The 17,202-nt window shown below is 63.2% G+C and carries 15 protein-coding genes; 8 read left to right on the forward strand and 7 right to left on the reverse strand.

The annotated features are described in order from the left end of the window. Positions 1-26 precede the first annotated feature (26 nt). Positions 27-704, forward strand: a complete 678-nt coding sequence (gene ytfE, locus SKZ59_RS02120) for an iron-sulfur cluster repair protein YtfE (protein ID WP_034746535.1) — start codon at positions 27-29, stop codon at positions 702-704. Between the two features lie 14 nt (positions 705-718). Then, positions 719-2,992, forward strand: a complete 2,274-nt coding sequence (locus tag SKZ59_RS02125; protein WP_319990684.1) for a nitric-oxide reductase large subunit — start codon at positions 719-721, stop codon at positions 2,990-2,992. A gap of 48 nt (positions 2,993-3,040) precedes the next feature. Here the strand turns inward: SKZ59_RS02125 and SKZ59_RS02130 are convergent, their stop codons facing one another. Genes SKZ59_RS02130 through SKZ59_RS02145 form a run of 4 tightly spaced genes read right to left on the reverse strand, consistent with a single transcriptional unit; the run spans position 3,041 to position 5,475 of the window. Further along, entirely contained in the window at positions 3,041-3,424 is a 384-nt protein-coding gene (locus SKZ59_RS02130) for a DoxX-like family protein (protein ID WP_052140001.1), read from the reverse strand. Beyond that, complete coding sequence (locus tag SKZ59_RS02135; protein ID WP_319990685.1) at positions 3,421-3,891, reverse strand: DUF2269 domain-containing protein; 471 nt, start codon at positions 3,889-3,891, stop codon at positions 3,421-3,423. Before SKZ59_RS02135 ends, SKZ59_RS02130 begins: the two co-directional genes overlap by 4 nt. After that, positions 3,888-5,006, reverse strand: a complete 1,119-nt coding sequence (locus tag SKZ59_RS02140; protein WP_319990686.1) for a saccharopine dehydrogenase family protein — start codon at positions 5,004-5,006, stop codon at positions 3,888-3,890. Before SKZ59_RS02140 ends, SKZ59_RS02135 begins: the two co-directional genes overlap by 4 nt. Before the next feature lie 46 nt (positions 5,007-5,052). Further along, positions 5,053-5,475: a DUF1841 family protein gene (locus SKZ59_RS02145; protein WP_319990687.1), complete on the reverse strand. Its 423-nt coding sequence runs from the start codon at positions 5,473-5,475 to the stop codon at positions 5,053-5,055. A 442-nt stretch (positions 5,476-5,917) separates the two neighbouring features. Between SKZ59_RS02145 and mqo the strand changes: the two genes are divergently transcribed. Then, positions 5,918-7,516 (forward strand): malate dehydrogenase (quinone), encoded by a 1,599-nt coding sequence (gene mqo / locus SKZ59_RS02150; protein WP_319990688.1) that lies wholly within the window; start codon positions 5,918-5,920, stop codon positions 7,514-7,516. Positions 7,517-7,616: 100 nt separating this feature from the next. Here mqo and SKZ59_RS02155 read toward each other — a convergent pair whose 3' ends face one another. After that, complete coding sequence (locus SKZ59_RS02155) at positions 7,617-8,249, reverse strand: RNA pyrophosphohydrolase (RefSeq protein ID WP_034746553.1); 633 nt, start codon at positions 8,247-8,249, stop codon at positions 7,617-7,619. Between the two features lie 204 nt (positions 8,250-8,453). Here SKZ59_RS02155 and SKZ59_RS02160 point away from each other — a divergent pair, with 204 nt between their 5' ends. Both SKZ59_RS02160 and SKZ59_RS02165 read left to right on the forward strand, forming a co-directional pair. Next, a complete protein-coding gene (locus SKZ59_RS02160) occupies positions 8,454-10,193 on the forward strand; it encodes a proline--tRNA ligase (protein ID WP_319990689.1) in 1,740 nt (579 codons plus the stop codon). Further along, positions 10,190-10,807, forward strand: coding sequence for a lytic transglycosylase domain-containing protein (locus tag SKZ59_RS02165; protein ID WP_034746560.1), 618 nt, complete (start codon positions 10,190-10,192; stop codon positions 10,805-10,807). Before SKZ59_RS02160 ends, SKZ59_RS02165 begins: the two co-directional genes overlap by 4 nt. Before the next feature lie 147 nt (positions 10,808-10,954). Here SKZ59_RS02165 and SKZ59_RS02170 read toward each other — a convergent pair whose 3' ends face one another. Next, positions 10,955-11,350, reverse strand: coding sequence for an SWIB/MDM2 domain-containing protein (locus SKZ59_RS02170; protein WP_071650146.1), 396 nt, complete (start codon positions 11,348-11,350; stop codon positions 10,955-10,957). A 430-nt stretch (positions 11,351-11,780) separates the two neighbouring features. Continuing rightward, positions 11,781-13,148, reverse strand: a complete 1,368-nt coding sequence (ffh, locus tag SKZ59_RS02175; RefSeq protein ID WP_034746567.1) for a signal recognition particle protein — start codon at positions 13,146-13,148, stop codon at positions 11,781-11,783. 239 nt (positions 13,149-13,387) lie between these two features. On the opposite strand from ffh, the gene SKZ59_RS02180 reads away from it, so the two are divergent. The 3 genes from SKZ59_RS02180 to SKZ59_RS02190 all read left to right on the forward strand — a co-directional run bounded on the left by SKZ59_RS02180 (position 13,388) and on the right by SKZ59_RS02190 (position 17,191). Then, positions 13,388-13,897, forward strand: coding sequence for a sigma-70 family RNA polymerase sigma factor (locus tag SKZ59_RS02180; protein ID WP_319990690.1), 510 nt, complete (start codon positions 13,388-13,390; stop codon positions 13,895-13,897). Beyond that, the gene (locus SKZ59_RS02185; RefSeq protein ID WP_319990691.1) at positions 13,894-14,898 is read left to right on the forward strand and encodes a FecR domain-containing protein; all 1,005 of its coding nucleotides are present in this window, start codon (positions 13,894-13,896) and stop codon (positions 14,896-14,898) included. Before SKZ59_RS02180 ends, SKZ59_RS02185 begins: the two co-directional genes overlap by 4 nt. Positions 14,899-14,992: 94 nt before the next feature. Then, positions 14,993-17,191: a TonB-dependent siderophore receptor gene (locus SKZ59_RS02190; protein ID WP_319990692.1), complete on the forward strand. Its 2,199-nt coding sequence runs from the start codon at positions 14,993-14,995 to the stop codon at positions 17,189-17,191. Positions 17,192-17,202: the final 11 nt, after the last annotated feature.

The raw sequence follows: 17,202 nt of genomic DNA on the forward strand, positions 1-17,202 counted from the left end.
ACCCCATTCATCCTCAAGGAACCATTATGGAAATGATCGACCAATCCCTGGGCCAGCTGGCCCGCCGCATCCCTGGCGCCACGCGCCTGTTCGATGCCCACCGCCTGGATTTCTGCTGCGGCGGCAACAAGACCCTGCGCGCGGCGGCCGAAGCGGCCGGCGTGGACACGGCGCCCATCGTCAAGGAACTGCAAGTGCTGGCAGGACGGACTGACGCCAGCGGCGAGCGTGACTGGCAGGAAGCTTCGGCCACCGAGCTGGTGGAACACATCCTGTCGCGCTACCACGCCGTGCACCGCGAGCAGCTGCCCGAGCTGATACGCCTGGCGCGCAAGGTCGAGCAGGTGCATGGCGACCGCGCCGACTGTCCGCACGGGCTGGCGGAACACCTGTCGGCCATGGCGCAGGAACTGGAAAGCCATATGCGCAAGGAAGAAGACGTGCTGTTCCCCATGATAGTGCGTGGCCAGGGCCCCCGGGCCGGCGCGCCCATCAACGTGATGCGCATGGAGCATGACGACCATGGCGTGGCCTTGCGCGCGATGGAGGAAATGACGAACGACATCACCGCGCCGGCCGGCGCCTGCACCACCTGGCGCGCGCTGTACACAGGCTTGCGCACCTTCCGCGAAGACCTAATGGCGCACATCCATACTGAAAACAATATCCTGTTCGAGCGCTTTGCGCCGGCCGTGGTGCACTGACAAAGGAAAGACCCATGGGTCCCTACAAAAAACTCTGGTTCACCCTGATCGGTGTGCTGATCGTGACGTTTTCGCTGCTCGGCTACTACGGCGCCGAAGTGTACCGGCAGGCGCCGCCCATCCCCGCGCAAGTGCTGGCGCAGGATGGCCGGCAACTGTTCGACCGCGAGGGCATCCTCGATGGCCAGACGGCCTGGCAATCGGCCGGCGGCATGCAGCTCGGCTCCATCTGGGGCCACGGCGCCTACCAGGCGCCCGACTGGACGGCCGACTGGCTGCACCGCGAACTGACGGCCTGGCTGGAACTGGCCGCGCAAGAGCAGCATGGCAAGGCGTACGCGGCGCTCGACGGCCCCGCGCAGGCGGCGCTGCGCGAAGCGCTCAAGCTCGAATACCGCGGCAACCGCACCGATGATGCGCAAGTGCTGCGCCTGTCGCCGCGCCGCGTGCAAGCGATCGCCAACACGGCCCACTATTACGACCAGCTGTTCTCCGACGCGCCGGCGCTGCAAAAAAGCCGCGAGCATTTCGCCATGAAGGAAAACACCCTGCCCAGCGCCGAGCGGCGCGCGCAGATGACGCAGTTCTTCTTCTGGACGGCATGGGCCGCCGCGACCGAGCGTCCTGGCCAGAAAGTGACCTATACGAACAACTGGCCGCATGAACCGCTGATCGGCAACCAGCCCAGCGGCGAAAACCTCGTCTGGTCGGTTGCCAGCGTGGTGGTGCTGCTGGCCGGCGTGGGCTTCCTCGTCTGGGGCTGGGCCTTCTTGCGCGACCATGACGAAGCGCTGCCGGCGGCCGGTCCGCGCGACCCGCTCACCACGTTCGCGCTGACGCCTTCGCAGCGGGGACTGGGAAAATATCTGTTCCTGGTCGTGGCGCTGTTCATCTTCCAGGTCTTCATCGGCGGCTTCACGGCGCACTACACGGTGGAAGGGCAGCAGTTCTACGGCATCGACGTGTCGCGCTGGTTCCCGTATGCGCTCACGCGCACCTGGCATATCCAGGCCGCGCTGTTCTGGATCGCCACGGGCTTCCTGGCGGCCGGCCTGTTCCTCGCGCCCCTGATCAATGGCGGCAAGGACCCCAAGTGGCAGCGCCTCGGTGTCGACGTGCTGTTCTGGGCCCTCGTCGCCGTGGTGGTCGGCTCCTTCATCGGCAACTACCTGGCCATTGCGCAAGTGATGCCGCCCGAGTGGAATTTCTGGCTCGGTCACCAGGGTTATGAATATGTGGACCTGGGACGCTTGTGGCAGATCGGTAAATACATCGGCATCCTGCTGTGGCTCGTGCTGATGCTGCGCGGTGTCGTGCCGGCCCTGCGCAAGCCGGGCGGCGACAAGAATTTGCTGGCGCTCTTGACCGCATCCGTGGGCGCCATCGGCCTGTTCTACGGCGCCGGCCTGTTCTACGGCGAGCGCACGCACCTGTCCGTGATGGAGTACTGGCGCTGGTGGGTGGTGCATCTGTGGGTGGAAGGCTTCTTTGAAGTCTTCGCCACGACGGCGCTGGCCTTCATCTTCTCGACCCTGGGCCTGGTGTCGGTGCGCATGGCCACGGCGGCCAGCCTGGCCTCTGCCTCGCTGTTCATGCTGGGCGGGATACCCGGTACTTTCCACCACCTGTACTTCGCCGGCACCACCACGCCCGTGATGGCCATCGGCGCGAGCTTCAGCGCGCTGGAAGTGGTGCCGCTGATCGTGCTGGGACACGAAGCGTGGGAAAACTGGCGTCTGAAGGAACGCGCGCCATGGATGGAAAACCTGCGCTGGCCTCTGATGTGCTTTGTCGCCGTCGCCTTCTGGAACATGCTGGGCGCTGGCGTGCTGGGCTTCATGATCAATCCGCCCGTCGCCCTGTACTACATCCAGGGCCTGAACACGACCCCCGTGCATGCGCATGCTGCGCTGTTCGGCGTGTACGGTTTCCTGGCGCTGGGCTTTACCTTGCTGGTGCTGCGCTATCTGCGTCCCGACTACCGCTTCAGCCCTGCCTTGATGAAGACGGCGTTCTGGGGCTTGAACGTGGGCCTGGTCCTGATGATCTTTACCAGCTTGCTGCCGATTGGCATCATCCAGTTCCACGCCAGCGTGACGGAAGGCCTGTGGTATGCGCGCAGCGAAGCATTCATGCAGCAGCCGCTGCTGCAGAACCTGCGCTGGATACGCACCTTTGGCGACGTGGTCTTCATCGGCGGCGCCATCGCCATGGCGCTGCAGGTGGTGCTGGGGTTGATGGGCAAGGCGAAGGTACCCGCGCTGCCACAGGCGGTACGGCCAGCCTGATCGGTTGCTGCACCGCCGAGTGTTGTTGATCGCTCTCCCGAAGCCGTGCTAGCCACGGCTTTTTTCATACAGGGCCAGGAAGACGAGGCCGGCAACCAGCGGGATATTTTTCGTCAGCGGCCCGAAAGGGTGTATCAGGAATTCCGGCAGGAAGACGGCGATCACCAGTGTATAGCCGGCCACCAGCGCGCACTGCGTCCACCATAGCAACGGCCTGGCATGGAACAGCGAGGCGATGCCCATGGCCAGGTCGGCCAGGCAGGAGGCGGCAAACACGTGTTCCGTATGCAGCGTGATGCCGCTGCGGCGCAGCCATGCGAGCGATTCGGCATGCGGATACAGATACCAGGACACAAACGCCGTCCATAGCCAGATAAAGGCCATGCCGAGGCGCATGGCCCAGTATAGCCCTTGCAGTTTGGCTGGCGTCATGGCGCGGGCTTGGCAACCATCAGCCAGTAGACCAGCATGAGCGCGGCAAATGCGGGCGCGCCAAGCCAGAACCAGCAGCGCGCATACAACCAGTACAGGCGCGGCAGCGGTGTGCCCGTGTCGTCAGCCAGGCGGGCCAGGCTGCGCATGCGGATCTGCAGCCATACCACGGGTAGCCAGCAGGCGCCGGCCACCGCATACAGCAGCATCGAGGCGAGGACCCAGCCGGACAGAATCGGATAGCCGGCCAGGTGCGCCAGGGCCAGTCCGGACAGCGGCTGGACAATGACGGCCGGCGTGGTGAACAGCCAGTCGGCCAGCACGGTCTTTTCGGCCGACAGGCGGATCGTACGCACCTCGCCACCCCGGTCGTTGATCCACTTGAAGAAAGCGATGCCGATGCCGGTGCCAAACAGGATGGTGGCGCTGAGGATATGCAGCCATTTGACGAACAGGTACCAGCTCATGCCGGTACCTCGGTCACGTCATGGCCTTGCAGCGCGGCCAGGTAATTTTCCACCGTGAGCAGGCCGACGCAGGGCATTGCGCCGCGCGGTAGCGGCACGCCACCGGTGCTGGCGCTGGCCAACCGGTTCGCCAGCGCGATCGACGCGCCGCACGGGATATGCGGGCCGTGGTTTTGCGCCGCCAGCAATTGCCAGGTCAGCGTCAGCGGCAGGCCATCGAGTCCCGTGCCTTCCAGCGTCACGAACATCGCGCCTTTGTCGCTGACCACCGGTTCCACCCATTGGCTGATGGCGTGCAATGGCCTGACCAGTGGCAGCAGGCTGCGCAACAGGCCCAGGCGCACCAGTTGCGCGGCGGCCCAGACGAACAGATGGCCGGGCGCACCGGCAAAACCGGCGTGAAAAGTGACGGTCTCGAGGCCCGGATAGCGTTGCGGGAACAGCGCCAGGTCGGGCACGTCGCAGCTGCCCAGCAAGCGCCCTCCCACGGGCGCGGCAAAGCGGTGGCGTTTCAGGTCGAGCCAGCCGTGCGTGGTCTGCTGGCTGCCGGCAACCAGGCGCTGGAACGGTTTGCCACAGTACGAGAAGATGCCTGCCATGGTGGCGATACCCGGCGCGCGGGCGCCGGAGGCGATGCCGTGGCGGATCGATGTGAGCTGGCGAAAGCGCGGCAGGTAGCGGTCCACCACGGCCGAGGACAGCGCTGGCAGCGAGCTGGCGCCGCTGGTGACGAACACGCCGCGCTGGCGCGCGAAGTCGTCGAGGCTGACGATGCCGGCGACAAAATCGCGGCCGTCGGCCAGGTCGATATAGTTGGCGCCGGCCTCGATCGCCGCACGGGCGACGCGGTAATCCTGGCCCTGGAACGGGCCGGCGGTATGGATCAGCGTATCGACGCCCAGTTCGGTCAGGCGCCGCGCCAGATCAGGTGCATCGGCATCGAGCGCCAGTGCTTGCCGCGGTGGCAAGTCCAATTGCGCCGCCAGTGCCTTGGCCCTGGCGGCGTCGCGCCCGGCCACCAGTAGATGGATATTATGATTGCCGGCTAGCGCCTGGCAAATGCGCGTGCCGAAAAAACCGTAACCGCCGAGTACGAGAATGGTGTGATGGGCCAAGATATCCTTCAGTGGCTGAGTTTCTTGGCAACATGATACTACCTGATCAGCGGCGTCGCACGCAGTCGATATATGCCTCTGTATCCGGCGGCAAGCCCGAGCGCTGCGAAGCCCAGATCATCTGGCCCAGGCATTCCATCACTTCGTGCTGGGCGGCATGGGCCGAATCGAGGCGCTGGGTCAGCTGCTGGACGGCCGGGCGGATGCCGCGCGGCTGGTCCACCTGGACCTGCTCCGTGATCGACAGATGCATGGACAGGTGCAGGAAGGGGTTGGCCTGGCCCCCTTCGACGGAATAGTCGCGCTCCAGCGCCGCTTCGACGTCGGACAGCTCGTTTTCATACTCGGGGTGTTCGAGTATCCAGTCGAGCGCGATGGCTTCCATCGGCGTGAGGATTTCATGGGCGCGGTGCTTGCGCAAGGTGTCGCAAAAGAAGCGGCGCACGTCGTCGGAAGAGGGGTTGAACATGGCTGAATGGCTATGGCTAAAGGGCAGCCGGCATTGTACCGCGTACGTCAACGAAGGGCATCGAGGATGCCCTTTTTGCCGTCTGGCGCCCGCTTTCATGACCCGATAGTCACCGAAATTTAATACCCTGCAGTAAGTATTATCCACTACCGCCACGGCCCGGCGGCGCCAAATAACGGTGATAAAATCGCCGCTCTTGATATTTGCTCTGGACACGATGACGATTTTGTTGTCACTCCGTGCTTCCATTGCCCGCACCTTTGCCACCAGATCTTGCTCCTGGTTTATCCCGGAGCGCGGCAGCATGCCTATCACCATCGACATCGAGCTGTCCGGCCGCCCTGGCGTTCCGGCTGGCTGGCTGTTTGCATTCCATACAGCGATGGTGCCGTCACGGTGGCGCGCAAGAATCATCCTTCAGTATTCATAAACGGAGTTACGTATGCGTAAATCGCTATTACTTTTGATGTCGTGCCTGATCCTGGCGGCATGTAACAAGACCCCTCCGGCCTCGTCCGAAAAACCGGTCGACGTGCTGCTGATCGGCGCCGGCACCATGAGCGCCACCCTGGGCAGCATGCTCAAGGAACTCGATCCGTCGCTGACGATGGAAATGGTCGAGCGCCTCGATTCCGTGGCCGCCGAAAGTTCGGACGCGATGAACAACGCGGGCACGGGCCACTCGGCGTTTGCCGAACTGAACTACACGCCGGAAGCGGCCGATGGCAGCATCGAGACCAAGAAAGCCGTTGCCATCAACGAGCAATTCGAAATTTCCAAGCAGTTCTGGGCCTATCAGGTCGCCAACAAGCACCTGGGCGCGCCGCAAACCTTCATCAACAATGTGCCGCACATGGCCTTTGTGTGGGGTGACGACAATATTTCCTTTTTGAAGAAGCGCTATGCCGCGCTGCAAAAGGAAAACCTGTTCAAGGGCATGCTGTTCTCGGAAGACCAGGCGCAGATCGAGCAGTGGGCGCCGCTCGTCATGCAAGGCCGTGACAAGGGCCAGAAAGTGGCCGCGACGCGCATGGAAATCGGTACCGACGTCAATTTCGGCAACCTCACGCGCGGTCTCGTGAAATACCTGACGGACAGCCACGGCATGGTCCTGCACCTGCGCCACCAGGTGGAAGACATCCAGCGCGGCGCCGATGGCGTGTGGAACGTGACGGTGAAAGACCTGGCCGCCGGCAAGGAAAAGACCATGCGCGCCAAGTTCGTCTTCATCGGCGCCGGCGGCGGTTCGCTGCCGCTGCTGGAAAAATCGGGCATTCCTGAAGCCAAGGGCTACGGCGGCGTGCCGGTCGGCGGCCAATGGCTGGTGACGACCAATCCTGAACTGGTGGCGGCGCATGCGGCCAAGGTCTACGGCAAGGCATCCGTCGGTTCGCCGCCGATGTCCGTGCCGCATCTGGACACGCGCATCATCGATGGCAAGAAAGCCCTGCTGTTTGGCCCGTTTGCCACCTTCTCGACCAAGTTCCTGAAAAACGGTTCGTGGATCGACTTGCCTGCCTCGATCGGCACGGGCAACGTGAAACCGATGCTGCAAGCCGGCTACGACAATATTCCGCTGACGAAATACCTGGTGGAACAGGTCATGAACACGCCGGAAGACCGTTTGAAGACCCTGCGCGAATACCTGCCGAACGCCAAGATGGAAGACTGGACCCTGCAAAACGCGGGACAGCGCGTGCAGATCGTCAAGGATGACCCTGTCAAAGGCGGCTTGCTGCAGTTCGGCACGGAAGTCGTCGGCGCCGCCGATGGCAGCATCGTCGCCCTGCTGGGTGCATCGCCAGGCGCTTCGACCGCGCCGCCGATCATGATCAAGGTGCTGCAAACGGCATTCAAGAGCCGCCTGGCAACACCGGAATGGCAAGCGAAGATGGTGGAAATGGTGCCGTCGTACGGTCAAAAGCTGAATAACGACCCGGCCCTGGCCAACAAGATCCGCCACTACAGCAGCAATATCCTGGGCCTCAAAGCCATCACGCTGGATGTTCCCGCCGCTGCGCCAGTTACTGCAGCAAACTAAGCCAGCCTGACCGGCAGGGGAGTTTCCTGCCGGCATGAAAAAAGGGGCAGCCTGTTCAGGCTGCCCCTTTTGCGTGGGAGAGTGCGTTCATTGCGGCAGACTACTCCTTGCCCGGCAGAATCAGCTCCGGCGTACATCCTTCGGCGGCAATGCCGTCGCAAGGCTTGGCCACAGCCGTACCGTCCTGTGCCCGTGGCGCATGGGGCTGGCGCAGGTAGCGCGACGTGTGGCGGTGCGCTTGCTGTGCGTTGCCATGCACGGGCCAGGTCAGGAAGCGGGACAGCTCCTGCAAGGCGCGCTGGTACACATCGCGTTTAAATTCAATGACGACATCGAGCGGGACCCAGTATTCATGCCAGCGCCAGGCGTCGAACTCGGGATGGTCGGTCAGGCGCAGATTGACGTCGTTATCGCGCGCGCACATTCTCAGCAGAAACCAAATCTGCTTCTGGCCACGGTAATGGCCGCGAATCTCGCGCTTGATGAAGTGGTCTGGCACTTCATAGCGCAGCCAGTCGCGGGTGCGGCCGACAATTTTGACGTGTTCCTGTCTGAGTCCGATTTCCTCTTCAAGTTCGCGAAACATGGCTTGTTCCGGTGTTTCGCCATATTTGATACCGCCTTGCGGAAACTGCCATGAGTGCTCGCGCACCCGCTTGCCCCACCACACCTCGTTCTGGGCGTTTAGCAGGATGATGCCGACGTTGGGCCGAAACCCTTCACGGTCGAGCATAATGCACCTCAAACTTTCTGCGACAGTGCGTCCTTTTTTACATAATTACCCACAACTTCGCAAGCCGGTGACCTTTTCGGGGTGCGAAAAGCGCCGGAATCGCACCAATTGAGCGCATTTGTGTAAAGTATGGACGCATCAGCCAGCTAATCCTTTAAAATTAGGTTGATTATAACCCTCTCTTTTTAAAAAGAATTCACCGTTATGCGCGCCTCCCGTTTTTTTATTTCCACACTTAAAGATGCACCTTCTGACGCGGAAATCGTCAGCCACCAATTGATGATGCGTGCAGGCATGATCAAACGCCTCGGTTCCGGCATATATACCTACATGCCGATGGGCTTGCGCGTGATCCGCAAGGTGGAAGCCATCATCCGTGACGAGATGAACAAAGCCGCCGGTATCGAACTGCTGATGCCGCTCGTGCAGCCGGCCGAACTGTGGCAAGAGACGGGCCGCTGGACCAAGATGGGCGACGAACTGATGCGCGTGAAAGACCGCCACGGCCGCGAATACGCGATCCAGCCGACATCGGAAGAAGTCATCACCGACGTCGTGCGTACGGAAATCAAGTCCTACCGCCAGTTGCCGTTGAACTTTTATCATATCCAGACCAAGTTCCGCGACGAGCGCCGCCCACGCTTCGGCCTGATGCGCGGCCGCGAATTCACGATGAAGGACGCCTACTCGTTCGACCGCGACCTGGCAGGCATGCAAGCGTCGTACAAGGTCATGTTTGACGCCTACACGCGCATCTTCACGCGTTTCGGCCTGAAATTCCGCGCCGTGGCCGCCGACAACGGCGCCATCGGCGGTTCCGGTTCGCACGAATTCCACGTCATCGCCCACACGGGTGAAGACGCGCTCGTGTACTGCCCGACGTCCGACTACGCGGCCAACATGGAAGCGGCCGAAGCGCTGCCGCCAGCGGGCGAGCGCCCGGCTGCCGCCCAGGCACTGACGAAAACGGCCACGCCGGACACCGTCAAGTGCGAAACCGTGGCTACCCTGCTGGGTATCGAGCTGTCGCGCACCGTGAAAACCATCGCCCTGACGGTGGAAACGGCGGGCAAGGACGAGAAAGTCACGAAACAGCATTTCATGCTGCTGCTGCGCGGCGACCATGAATTGAACGAGATCAAGGTGGGCAAGGTTGCCGGCCTGGCCGGTCACCGTTTCTCGACGGAAGCGGAAATCTTGGAAGTCTACGGCACGATTCCCGGCTACCTGGGCCCGATCGGCACCAAAGCGCCCGTCACCGTGGTGGCGGACCGCACGGTTGCCCACATGAGCGACTTCGTGTGCGGCGCGAATGACGCCGGTTTCCACTACACGGGCGCCAACTGGGGCCGCGACGTGGCCGAGCCTGCCATCGTGGCCGACTTGCGCAACGTCGTCGCCGGCGACGCTTCGCCGGACGGCCAGGGCGCACTGGCGATCGAGCGCGGTATCGAAGTGGGCCACGTGTTCCAGTTGGGTACGGCGTACTCGGAAAGCATGAAAGCCACCTTCCTCGATGAAAACGGCAAACCTGCGCCGCTGCAGATGGGCTGCTACGGCATCGGCGTGACGCGCATCCTGGGCGCCGCCATCGAACAGAACTTCGACGACAAGGGCATCATCTGGCCCGCGTCGATCGCGCCATTCGAGGTCGTGCTGTGCCCGATGGGCATGGATCGCAGCGAACTGGTCAAGGAAGAGACGGAGAAGCTGTACGCGGCCCTGCAAGGCGCTGGCGTGGACGTCATCGTCGACGACCGCGGCTTGCGTCCAGGCGCCATGTTCGCCGACTGGGAGCTGATCGGCGTGCCGCACCGCATCGTCATCGGCGAGCGCGGCCTGAAAGAAGGCAAGCTGGAATACCAGGGCCGCCGCGACGCGGAAGCGACCGGCGTGGCGCCGGACGAGATCGTCGCCTTCATCCAGGGCCAAATGGCGCAGTGAAGCGTCTATCAGTAAGCAAGACGGCTGGCGCGCTCGCGCTGGCCGCCTGTCTGGCCTGCGCTCCCTTGGCGCAGGCTGGCAACCAGAAGGAGGAGGCGCTGGCCGACTCCGTCCGTCTGGCCCTGTCGCACGCGATCCGCGACGAACGCCCGCCGCAACCCAAATTTGCCACGCCCGCCGACTTGCAGCGCTACCAGCAATGGCTGGCGCAGATGTCGTCGCGCCTGCAGCGCAAGCTGCCGGACGCCCAGCTGCGCACGGAATTCCTGGAAACCGTATGGTACGAATCGCGCCGCGCAGGCCTGGAGCCGGCCCTCGTGCTGGGCCTGATCCAGGTGGAGTCGGCCTACCGCAAATACGCCGTCTCGCTGGCCGGCGCGCGCGGCTACATGCAAGTGATGCCATTCTGGACGGGCGTCATCGGCGACCATGACCGCAGCAAGCTGTTTCACATGCAGACGAATCTGCGCTACGGCTGCGCGATCCTGCGCATGTACCTGGACATGGAAAAGGGCGATTTGTACCTGGCGCTGGGGCGGTACAACGGCAGCCGGGGCAGGGCCGAGTATCCGAATGCCGTGCGGGCGGCTTGGCGGCAGTGGGAATTCAAATGAAGGCTGGGGTCAGACCCCCGGCAGCGTTGGCGCAGAGCTCTGTGTTAACGGTGTTGAGGGTCTGACCCCAAAATGCCCAAAAAAATGCCCCGCTCGCAGTAAAGCGGCAGGGCACTCACACGGCGTAGACGCCCTGTGCGTATCTGATTATTTCAAATGATCGGAGATCAGTTTGGTCATTTCAAACATGGAGACTTGGGCTTTGCCGCCGAAAACTGCTTTCAGCTTGTCGTCCGCATTGATCATGCGGCGGTTGGCCGGATCTTGCAGATCGAGTTTTTTGATGTAATCCCATACCTTTTTGGTCACTTCCGTGCGCGGCAGTGGTGCTGCGCCAACAACGGCGGCCAGATCTTTCGATGGCGTCATTGCTTTCATGAATGCTGCGTTTGGCTTGCGTGGTGTTGCCGGTGCTGCCGCTTTCTTCGCCGCTGCAGGTTTAGCTGCCGCTTTGGCTGCGGGTGCTGCTTTCTTGGCGGCTGCAGGCTTGGCTGCTGCTGCTTTGGCTGGCGCTGCTACTGGGGTTTTTTTGGCTGTTGCCATCTTCGAGCCTCCTTAACAAACACATGGGAAATTGCGCAATTAATCGCACGGCTAATATTGGTGTGGATTTACCTAGTATGCAAGTGTTTTTCACGTTTTCACGAGGAAAAAGCAGGGAAATGGCAATGCTGTCGCCCGGGCGCACCGCTTGGGGGCGTGGATTGGCGTTTTTGCCCGTAAATGGCATGGTTGCTGGCTATGCGGGGAGGGGGGCTGCTGAGGGAGGGAACAGTGATGCCGGACACATGAAAATGCAATCCGGCATTATTTAGAACGATGTTTTTTGACTTGAACTACGTCTCACGCGGCGTAAAAAAGGCCTTCAAAATCATAGCGAGCGGATGGTAATTGTGGCCGAGAAGCGCAACCGTACTAAAGTACGGTGAGCATCGCCGGCCGCAAAGACCACCGCGCAGCGGATTTTGAAGCCTTACCTCATGCCAGGCATCATGCCTTTCATACTGCGCATCATCTTCATCATGCCGCCGCCCGACAATTTCTTCATCATCGTCTGCATTTGCTCGAATTGCGTCAGCATGCGGTTTACTTCCTGCACTTGCACGCCGGCGCCGGCGGCGATGCGGCGCTTGCGCGTGGCCTTGATCAGTTCAGGCTTGGCGCGTTCCTGCGGCGTCATCGAGTCGATGATGCCGCACATGCGGCGCACCTGTTTGTCGGCTTGATCCATGTTCTTGCCGCCTGCCGCCTGCTGGAACTGGGCCGGCAGCTTGTCCATCAGGTTGGCCATGCCGCCCATTTTCTTCATCTGGCCCAGTTGCGCCTTGAAGTCGTTCATGTCGAACTTGCCGCCGACCTTGATCTTCTGCGCCAGGTCGGCCGCCGCCTTGCTGTCGACGCCCTTGCGCGCTTCTTCCACCAGGGCGAGGATGTCGCCCATGCCCAGGATGCGGTTGGCCATGCGGGTCGGGTCGAACGCTTCCAGGCCGTCGAGTTTTTCCGAGACACCGGCAAACTTGATCGGTTTGCCCGTGATGTGGCGCACGGACAGGGCCGCACCGCCGCGCGCATCGCCATCGAGCTTGGTCAGCACGATACCGGTCAGCGGCAGGGCATCATTGAAGGCTTTCGCCGTGTTGATGGCGTCCTGGCCCAGCATGGCGTCGACGACAAACAGGGTTTCGATCGGTTTCACGGCGCCGTGGACGGCGGCGATTTCGCGCATCATCTCTTCGTCGATACCGAGACGGCCCGCCGTATCGATGATCAGCACGTCGTGGTAATGCTTTTTCGCCCAGTCCAGCGCGGCCAGCGCGATATCGACCGGCTTGTCCGTGCTGGTGGACGGGAAGAAGTCGGCGCCCACCTGGGCGGTGACCGATTGCAGCTGGGCGATCGCGGCGGGACGGTACACGTCGGCCGAGACGGTCAGCACTTTCTTCTTCTTTTCTTCCTTCAGGTATTTCGCCAGCTTGCCGACGGTGGTGGTTTTACCCACACCCTGCAGACCGGCCATCAGGATGATGGCGGGCGGCTGCTGCGCAAAGCTGATCTGCGACGCTTCCGGTCCCAGGTCGGCGCCCATCAGGGCGGCCAGCTCGCGCTGCACCACGCCCACCAGGGCCTGGCCTGGCGTGAGCGAGGAAATGACATCCTCGCCCATGGCTTTTTCTTTGACTTTGGCGATGAATTCGCGCACGGCGGGCAGGGCGACGTCGGCTTCGAGCAGCGCCAGGCGCACTTCGCGCAGCATGTCGGCGGTGTTCGCTTCGGTCAGGCGCGCCTCGCCGCGCATGGTCTTGACGACTTTGGCAAGCCGTTGGGTGAGATTATCTAGCATGATGAACCTGCAATGAAAAGCTTGGGAGTGGGCGGCGCAAGCCGGACGATGGCCGCCATTTTACCCCATCGCGGGTGGCTGGCGGTCCCGCGCTGCACCGCCTGGCGGTTGGCCGGCGTTTGAATTACTTGGTATTTCTGGCAATGCCGCGATTGCATGAATGGCAGGAACGCGGTTAGAATGAGAATAATTCTTATTTACATTCTCGGGCGCCGCACGTCCGGGCGGAAAGGGATGCCATGTCGGCCGCCGATTTTGCACAGCAACAAGACCTGCACGCGCTCTACAGCAGCCATCACGGCTGGCTGCAGGGCTGGCTGCGGCATAAGCTGGGCAATGCGGGCGAGGCGGCGGACCTGGCGCAAGACACCTTCGTCAGCGTGCTGACGGCCGATGCCGCGCCGCAGATCCGTGAAGCGCGGCCTTTCCTGGCCACTATCGCGCGCCGCCTGGTGGCGCACCGCCACCGCCGGCAAGTGCTGGAAGACGCCTATCTGGAAGCGCTGGCTTGCCTGCCGCCCGAAGTGGCGCCCGCGCCGGAAGAGCGGCTGCTGGCGCTGGAAGCCTTGCAGGAAATCGACCAGGCCCTGGCTGGCTTGCCCGCGCCCGTGCGCACGGCGTTCCTGCTGGCGCAACTGGAAGGGCTCAGCTATGCCGAGATCGCCGCGCGCCTGAACGTGTCGGTCAGCTCGGTCAAGCAATACCTGACGCGCGCCAACCGCCAGGTGTTTTTCTCGCTGCCGGCATGAGCAAGGTGGGCAATGCTGCGGCCCCGGCGGCCATCCGCGAGGACGTGCAGCAGCAGGCGGCCGAGTGGCTGACCATGCTGATGTCGGGCGAGATGGACGCGGCGCAACAGGCCGCATGGCAGCGCTGGCGCGAGGCCGATCCGGAACATGAGCGGGCCTGGCGGCATATCGAAGCCGTGTCGCAGCGCTTCAACGGCTTGCACCGCGGTGCGGCTGCGCAGGCGCTGGCCGGCACGCAGCAGAAAGCCGTCAACGGCAAGCGGCGCCAGTTGCTGGCGTGGCTGGGCGTGGCGGCCGGCGGCGGCATGCTGGCCGCGCAGACGGATGCCTGGGATGGCGTGCGCATCCTGCGCGCCGACTACCGCACGGCCACGGGTGAGCGGCGCGAGGTGGCGCTGGACGATGGCAGTGTGCTCAGCCTGAATACGGGATCGGCCGTGAACGTGCGTTTCGATGCCAGCCGCCGCCTGATCGAGCTGCTGGCTGGCGAAATCCTCGTCACCAGTGGCCATGGCGCCGGCAGCGGTGCACCGCTGGAAGTGGCCACGCGCGAAGGCCTGGTGCGCGCGCTGGGCACGCGCTTTGCCGTGCGCCAGCAGGATGACTACAGCACCGTGGACGTGTTTGACAGCGCCGTTGAAATCCGTCCCCGCGACGGCGGGGCACCCTTGCTGCTGGCGGCCGGGCACGGCGTGGCATTTTCCCGCCACGCGCTGGACTCGCCGCACGCCCTCGGTGCGTATGCGGACGCCTGGTCGCGCGGGCAGCTGATCGTCGACGACGTGACCTTGGGCGATTTCCTGGCCGACCTGGCCCGCTACCGCCCCGGCGTGATCGACTGCGCGCCGCAAGTGGCCCAGCTGCGCCTGTCGGGCGTGTTCCCGCTGGCCGACACGCAGCGCATTTTGAACATGCTGCCCAATTCCCTGCCCGTGCAGGTGCGCAGCCGCACGCGCTACTGGGTGACGGTCGAACCGGCCATGTCATTAAAAAATATTTAGCCATCCGGCTGCCCGTTTTTCGTTTTCGCGGCACCTACAGAGTAGGGCGCCTGTTTTTCACCGTCTGATGACGCCACTACTATCAGGAACTTGCATGTCTCACGCTTTGAATTTTGTCAGTTTGCCATCTCATCACTGCGCATTGCGTCCGCTGGCGCAAGCGGCTGCGGCCCTGTGCCTGGCCGCCAGCCTGCCGGCCATCGCGCAGCAGGCGCCAGCCACCCCCGCCGCCGAACAGACCATGCTCGGCGTGTCCGTCACGGCGGGGCGCGATGCGACAACGGAAGGCAGCGGCTCCTACACGACGGGCGTGAGCAATACGGCAACCAAGCTGAACCTGTCTCTGCGCGAGACGCCGCAGTCGGTCAGCGTGCTGACGCGCCAGCAGATCGACGACCTGGGCATCACGACCCTGGACGACGCCGTGCAGTCGATCACGGGGCTGGTCATGCAAAAGGGCAACTTCACGGGCGATTCGGGCAGTTTCAGCGCACGCGGCTTTCCAATCGACAACATCCTGTTCGATGGCTTGCCCACCAGCCTGGGCGCGAACGGCACCTTCAATGGCGACAATGACGACCTGGCCATCTATGACCGCATCGAGGTGGTGCGCGGCGCCACGGGCTTGATGACGGGCAGCGGCACGCCCAGCGCGGCCATCAACATGGTGCGCAAGCGTCCGACGGCCGCGCCGCAAGCGTCATTCTCGGCCAGCGTGGGCAGCTGGAGCAACTACCGCCTGGAAGCCGATGCGGCCAACGCGCTCAACGAAGCGAAGACCCTGCGCGGGCGCATCGTCGTGACGGTGCAGGACAAGAAGGATTTTGTCGACGTGCTGCATGGCCGCAACCACCAGCTGTACGGCATCATCGAAGCGGACCTGCGCCCCGACACCACCTTGACGGTGGGCGCGCATTACCGCAAGACGGACAACGACGGCGTCTCGACGGGCGTGGTGACGGCCGCAGACGGCCGCTTTTTGAATTTGCCCCGTTCCACTTACCTGGGCAGCGACTTCGATGACTGGCGCCAGACGGATAAAACCATCTTCGCCGAACTGGAGCACCGCTTTGCCAATGGCTGGAAAGCCAAGCTGGCAGCCACGCGCAAGACGCCCGAGATCGACACGACGTTTTCCGGCATCAACCGCCGCGGCGACACCCTGCGCTTCAATTCGCAAAGCTACCGCGCCGAGCTGGCCAACACCAGCTATGACGCGTATGCGAGCGGCAGCTACAGCCTGTTCGGCCGCGAGCACGAGCTGACCGTCGGCGCCAGCCACCGCCGTTCGTCGAAAAACAGCTATGGCGGCTGGGCCCCGTACAGCTGGGGCGCGGCGGCGCCGGTGCTCGACCCGTTCCACTGGGATGCGGGCAGCGTGGCGCGTCCCGTCATCAACTACGCGCAGTGGCGCACGGCCAGCATCACCGAGCAAAGCGGCGTGTATGCGGGCACGCGCATGCGCCTGGCCGACCCGCTGTCGCTGGTGCTGGGCGGGCGCGTGAGCTGGTACAAGGACGATGCCGGCTACTCGGTGGCGCGCGAATTCACGCCGTATGCCGGCGTCGTGTATGACCTCGACAAGCAGCATTCCGTGTACGCCAGCTGGACCGAAATCTTCCAGCCGCAGGCGGCCACCGACGCCAATGCGCAGCCATTGAAGCCGATCAGCGGCACCAACTATGAAGCGGGCGTGAAGGGCGAATACTTTGGCGGCGCCCTCAATGCCAGCGCGGCCGTGTTCCAGATCCGCCAGCAAAACCGCGGCGTGGACGACCTGGCCGGCCCGAACCCCTGCCCGGGCAGCACGTGGGGCTATTGCCAGCGCGCGTCGGGCGAAGTGCGCAGCGAAGGCGTGGAGCTGGACGTGGCGGGCGCGCTGACGCCCGACTGGCAGCTGTCGGCCGGTTTTACCTATGTGAAGGCGCAATTCAAGCGCGACAGCGATCCGGCCAATATCGGCAAGGTTTTCAACAGCCGCTATCCGCGCCAGCAGCTCAAGCTGGCCACCAGCTACCGCCTGTCCGGTGCGGCGCAGGGCTGGCGCGTCGGCGCTTCCGTGTACGGCCAGGGCGCGACCGAATCGAATGACGGCACTTACCATCTGCGCCAGGGCCGCTACGCGATTGTGGGCTTGAACGCGGCGTGGCAGATCGACAGCCGCGCCGAGCTGCGCCTGAACGTGAACAATGCGCTCGACAAGCACTATTACCAGAGCATCTATTCCGATGTCTTCGGCAACATGGTGGGCGCGCCGCGCAACCTGATGCTGACCTTGAACTACAAACTGTAAATAACCGCTTT

The organism is Janthinobacterium sp. GMG2 (assembly GCF_033949445.1).
Classification (GTDB): Bacteria; Pseudomonadota; Gammaproteobacteria; order Burkholderiales; family Burkholderiaceae_D; genus Janthinobacterium; species Janthinobacterium aestuarii.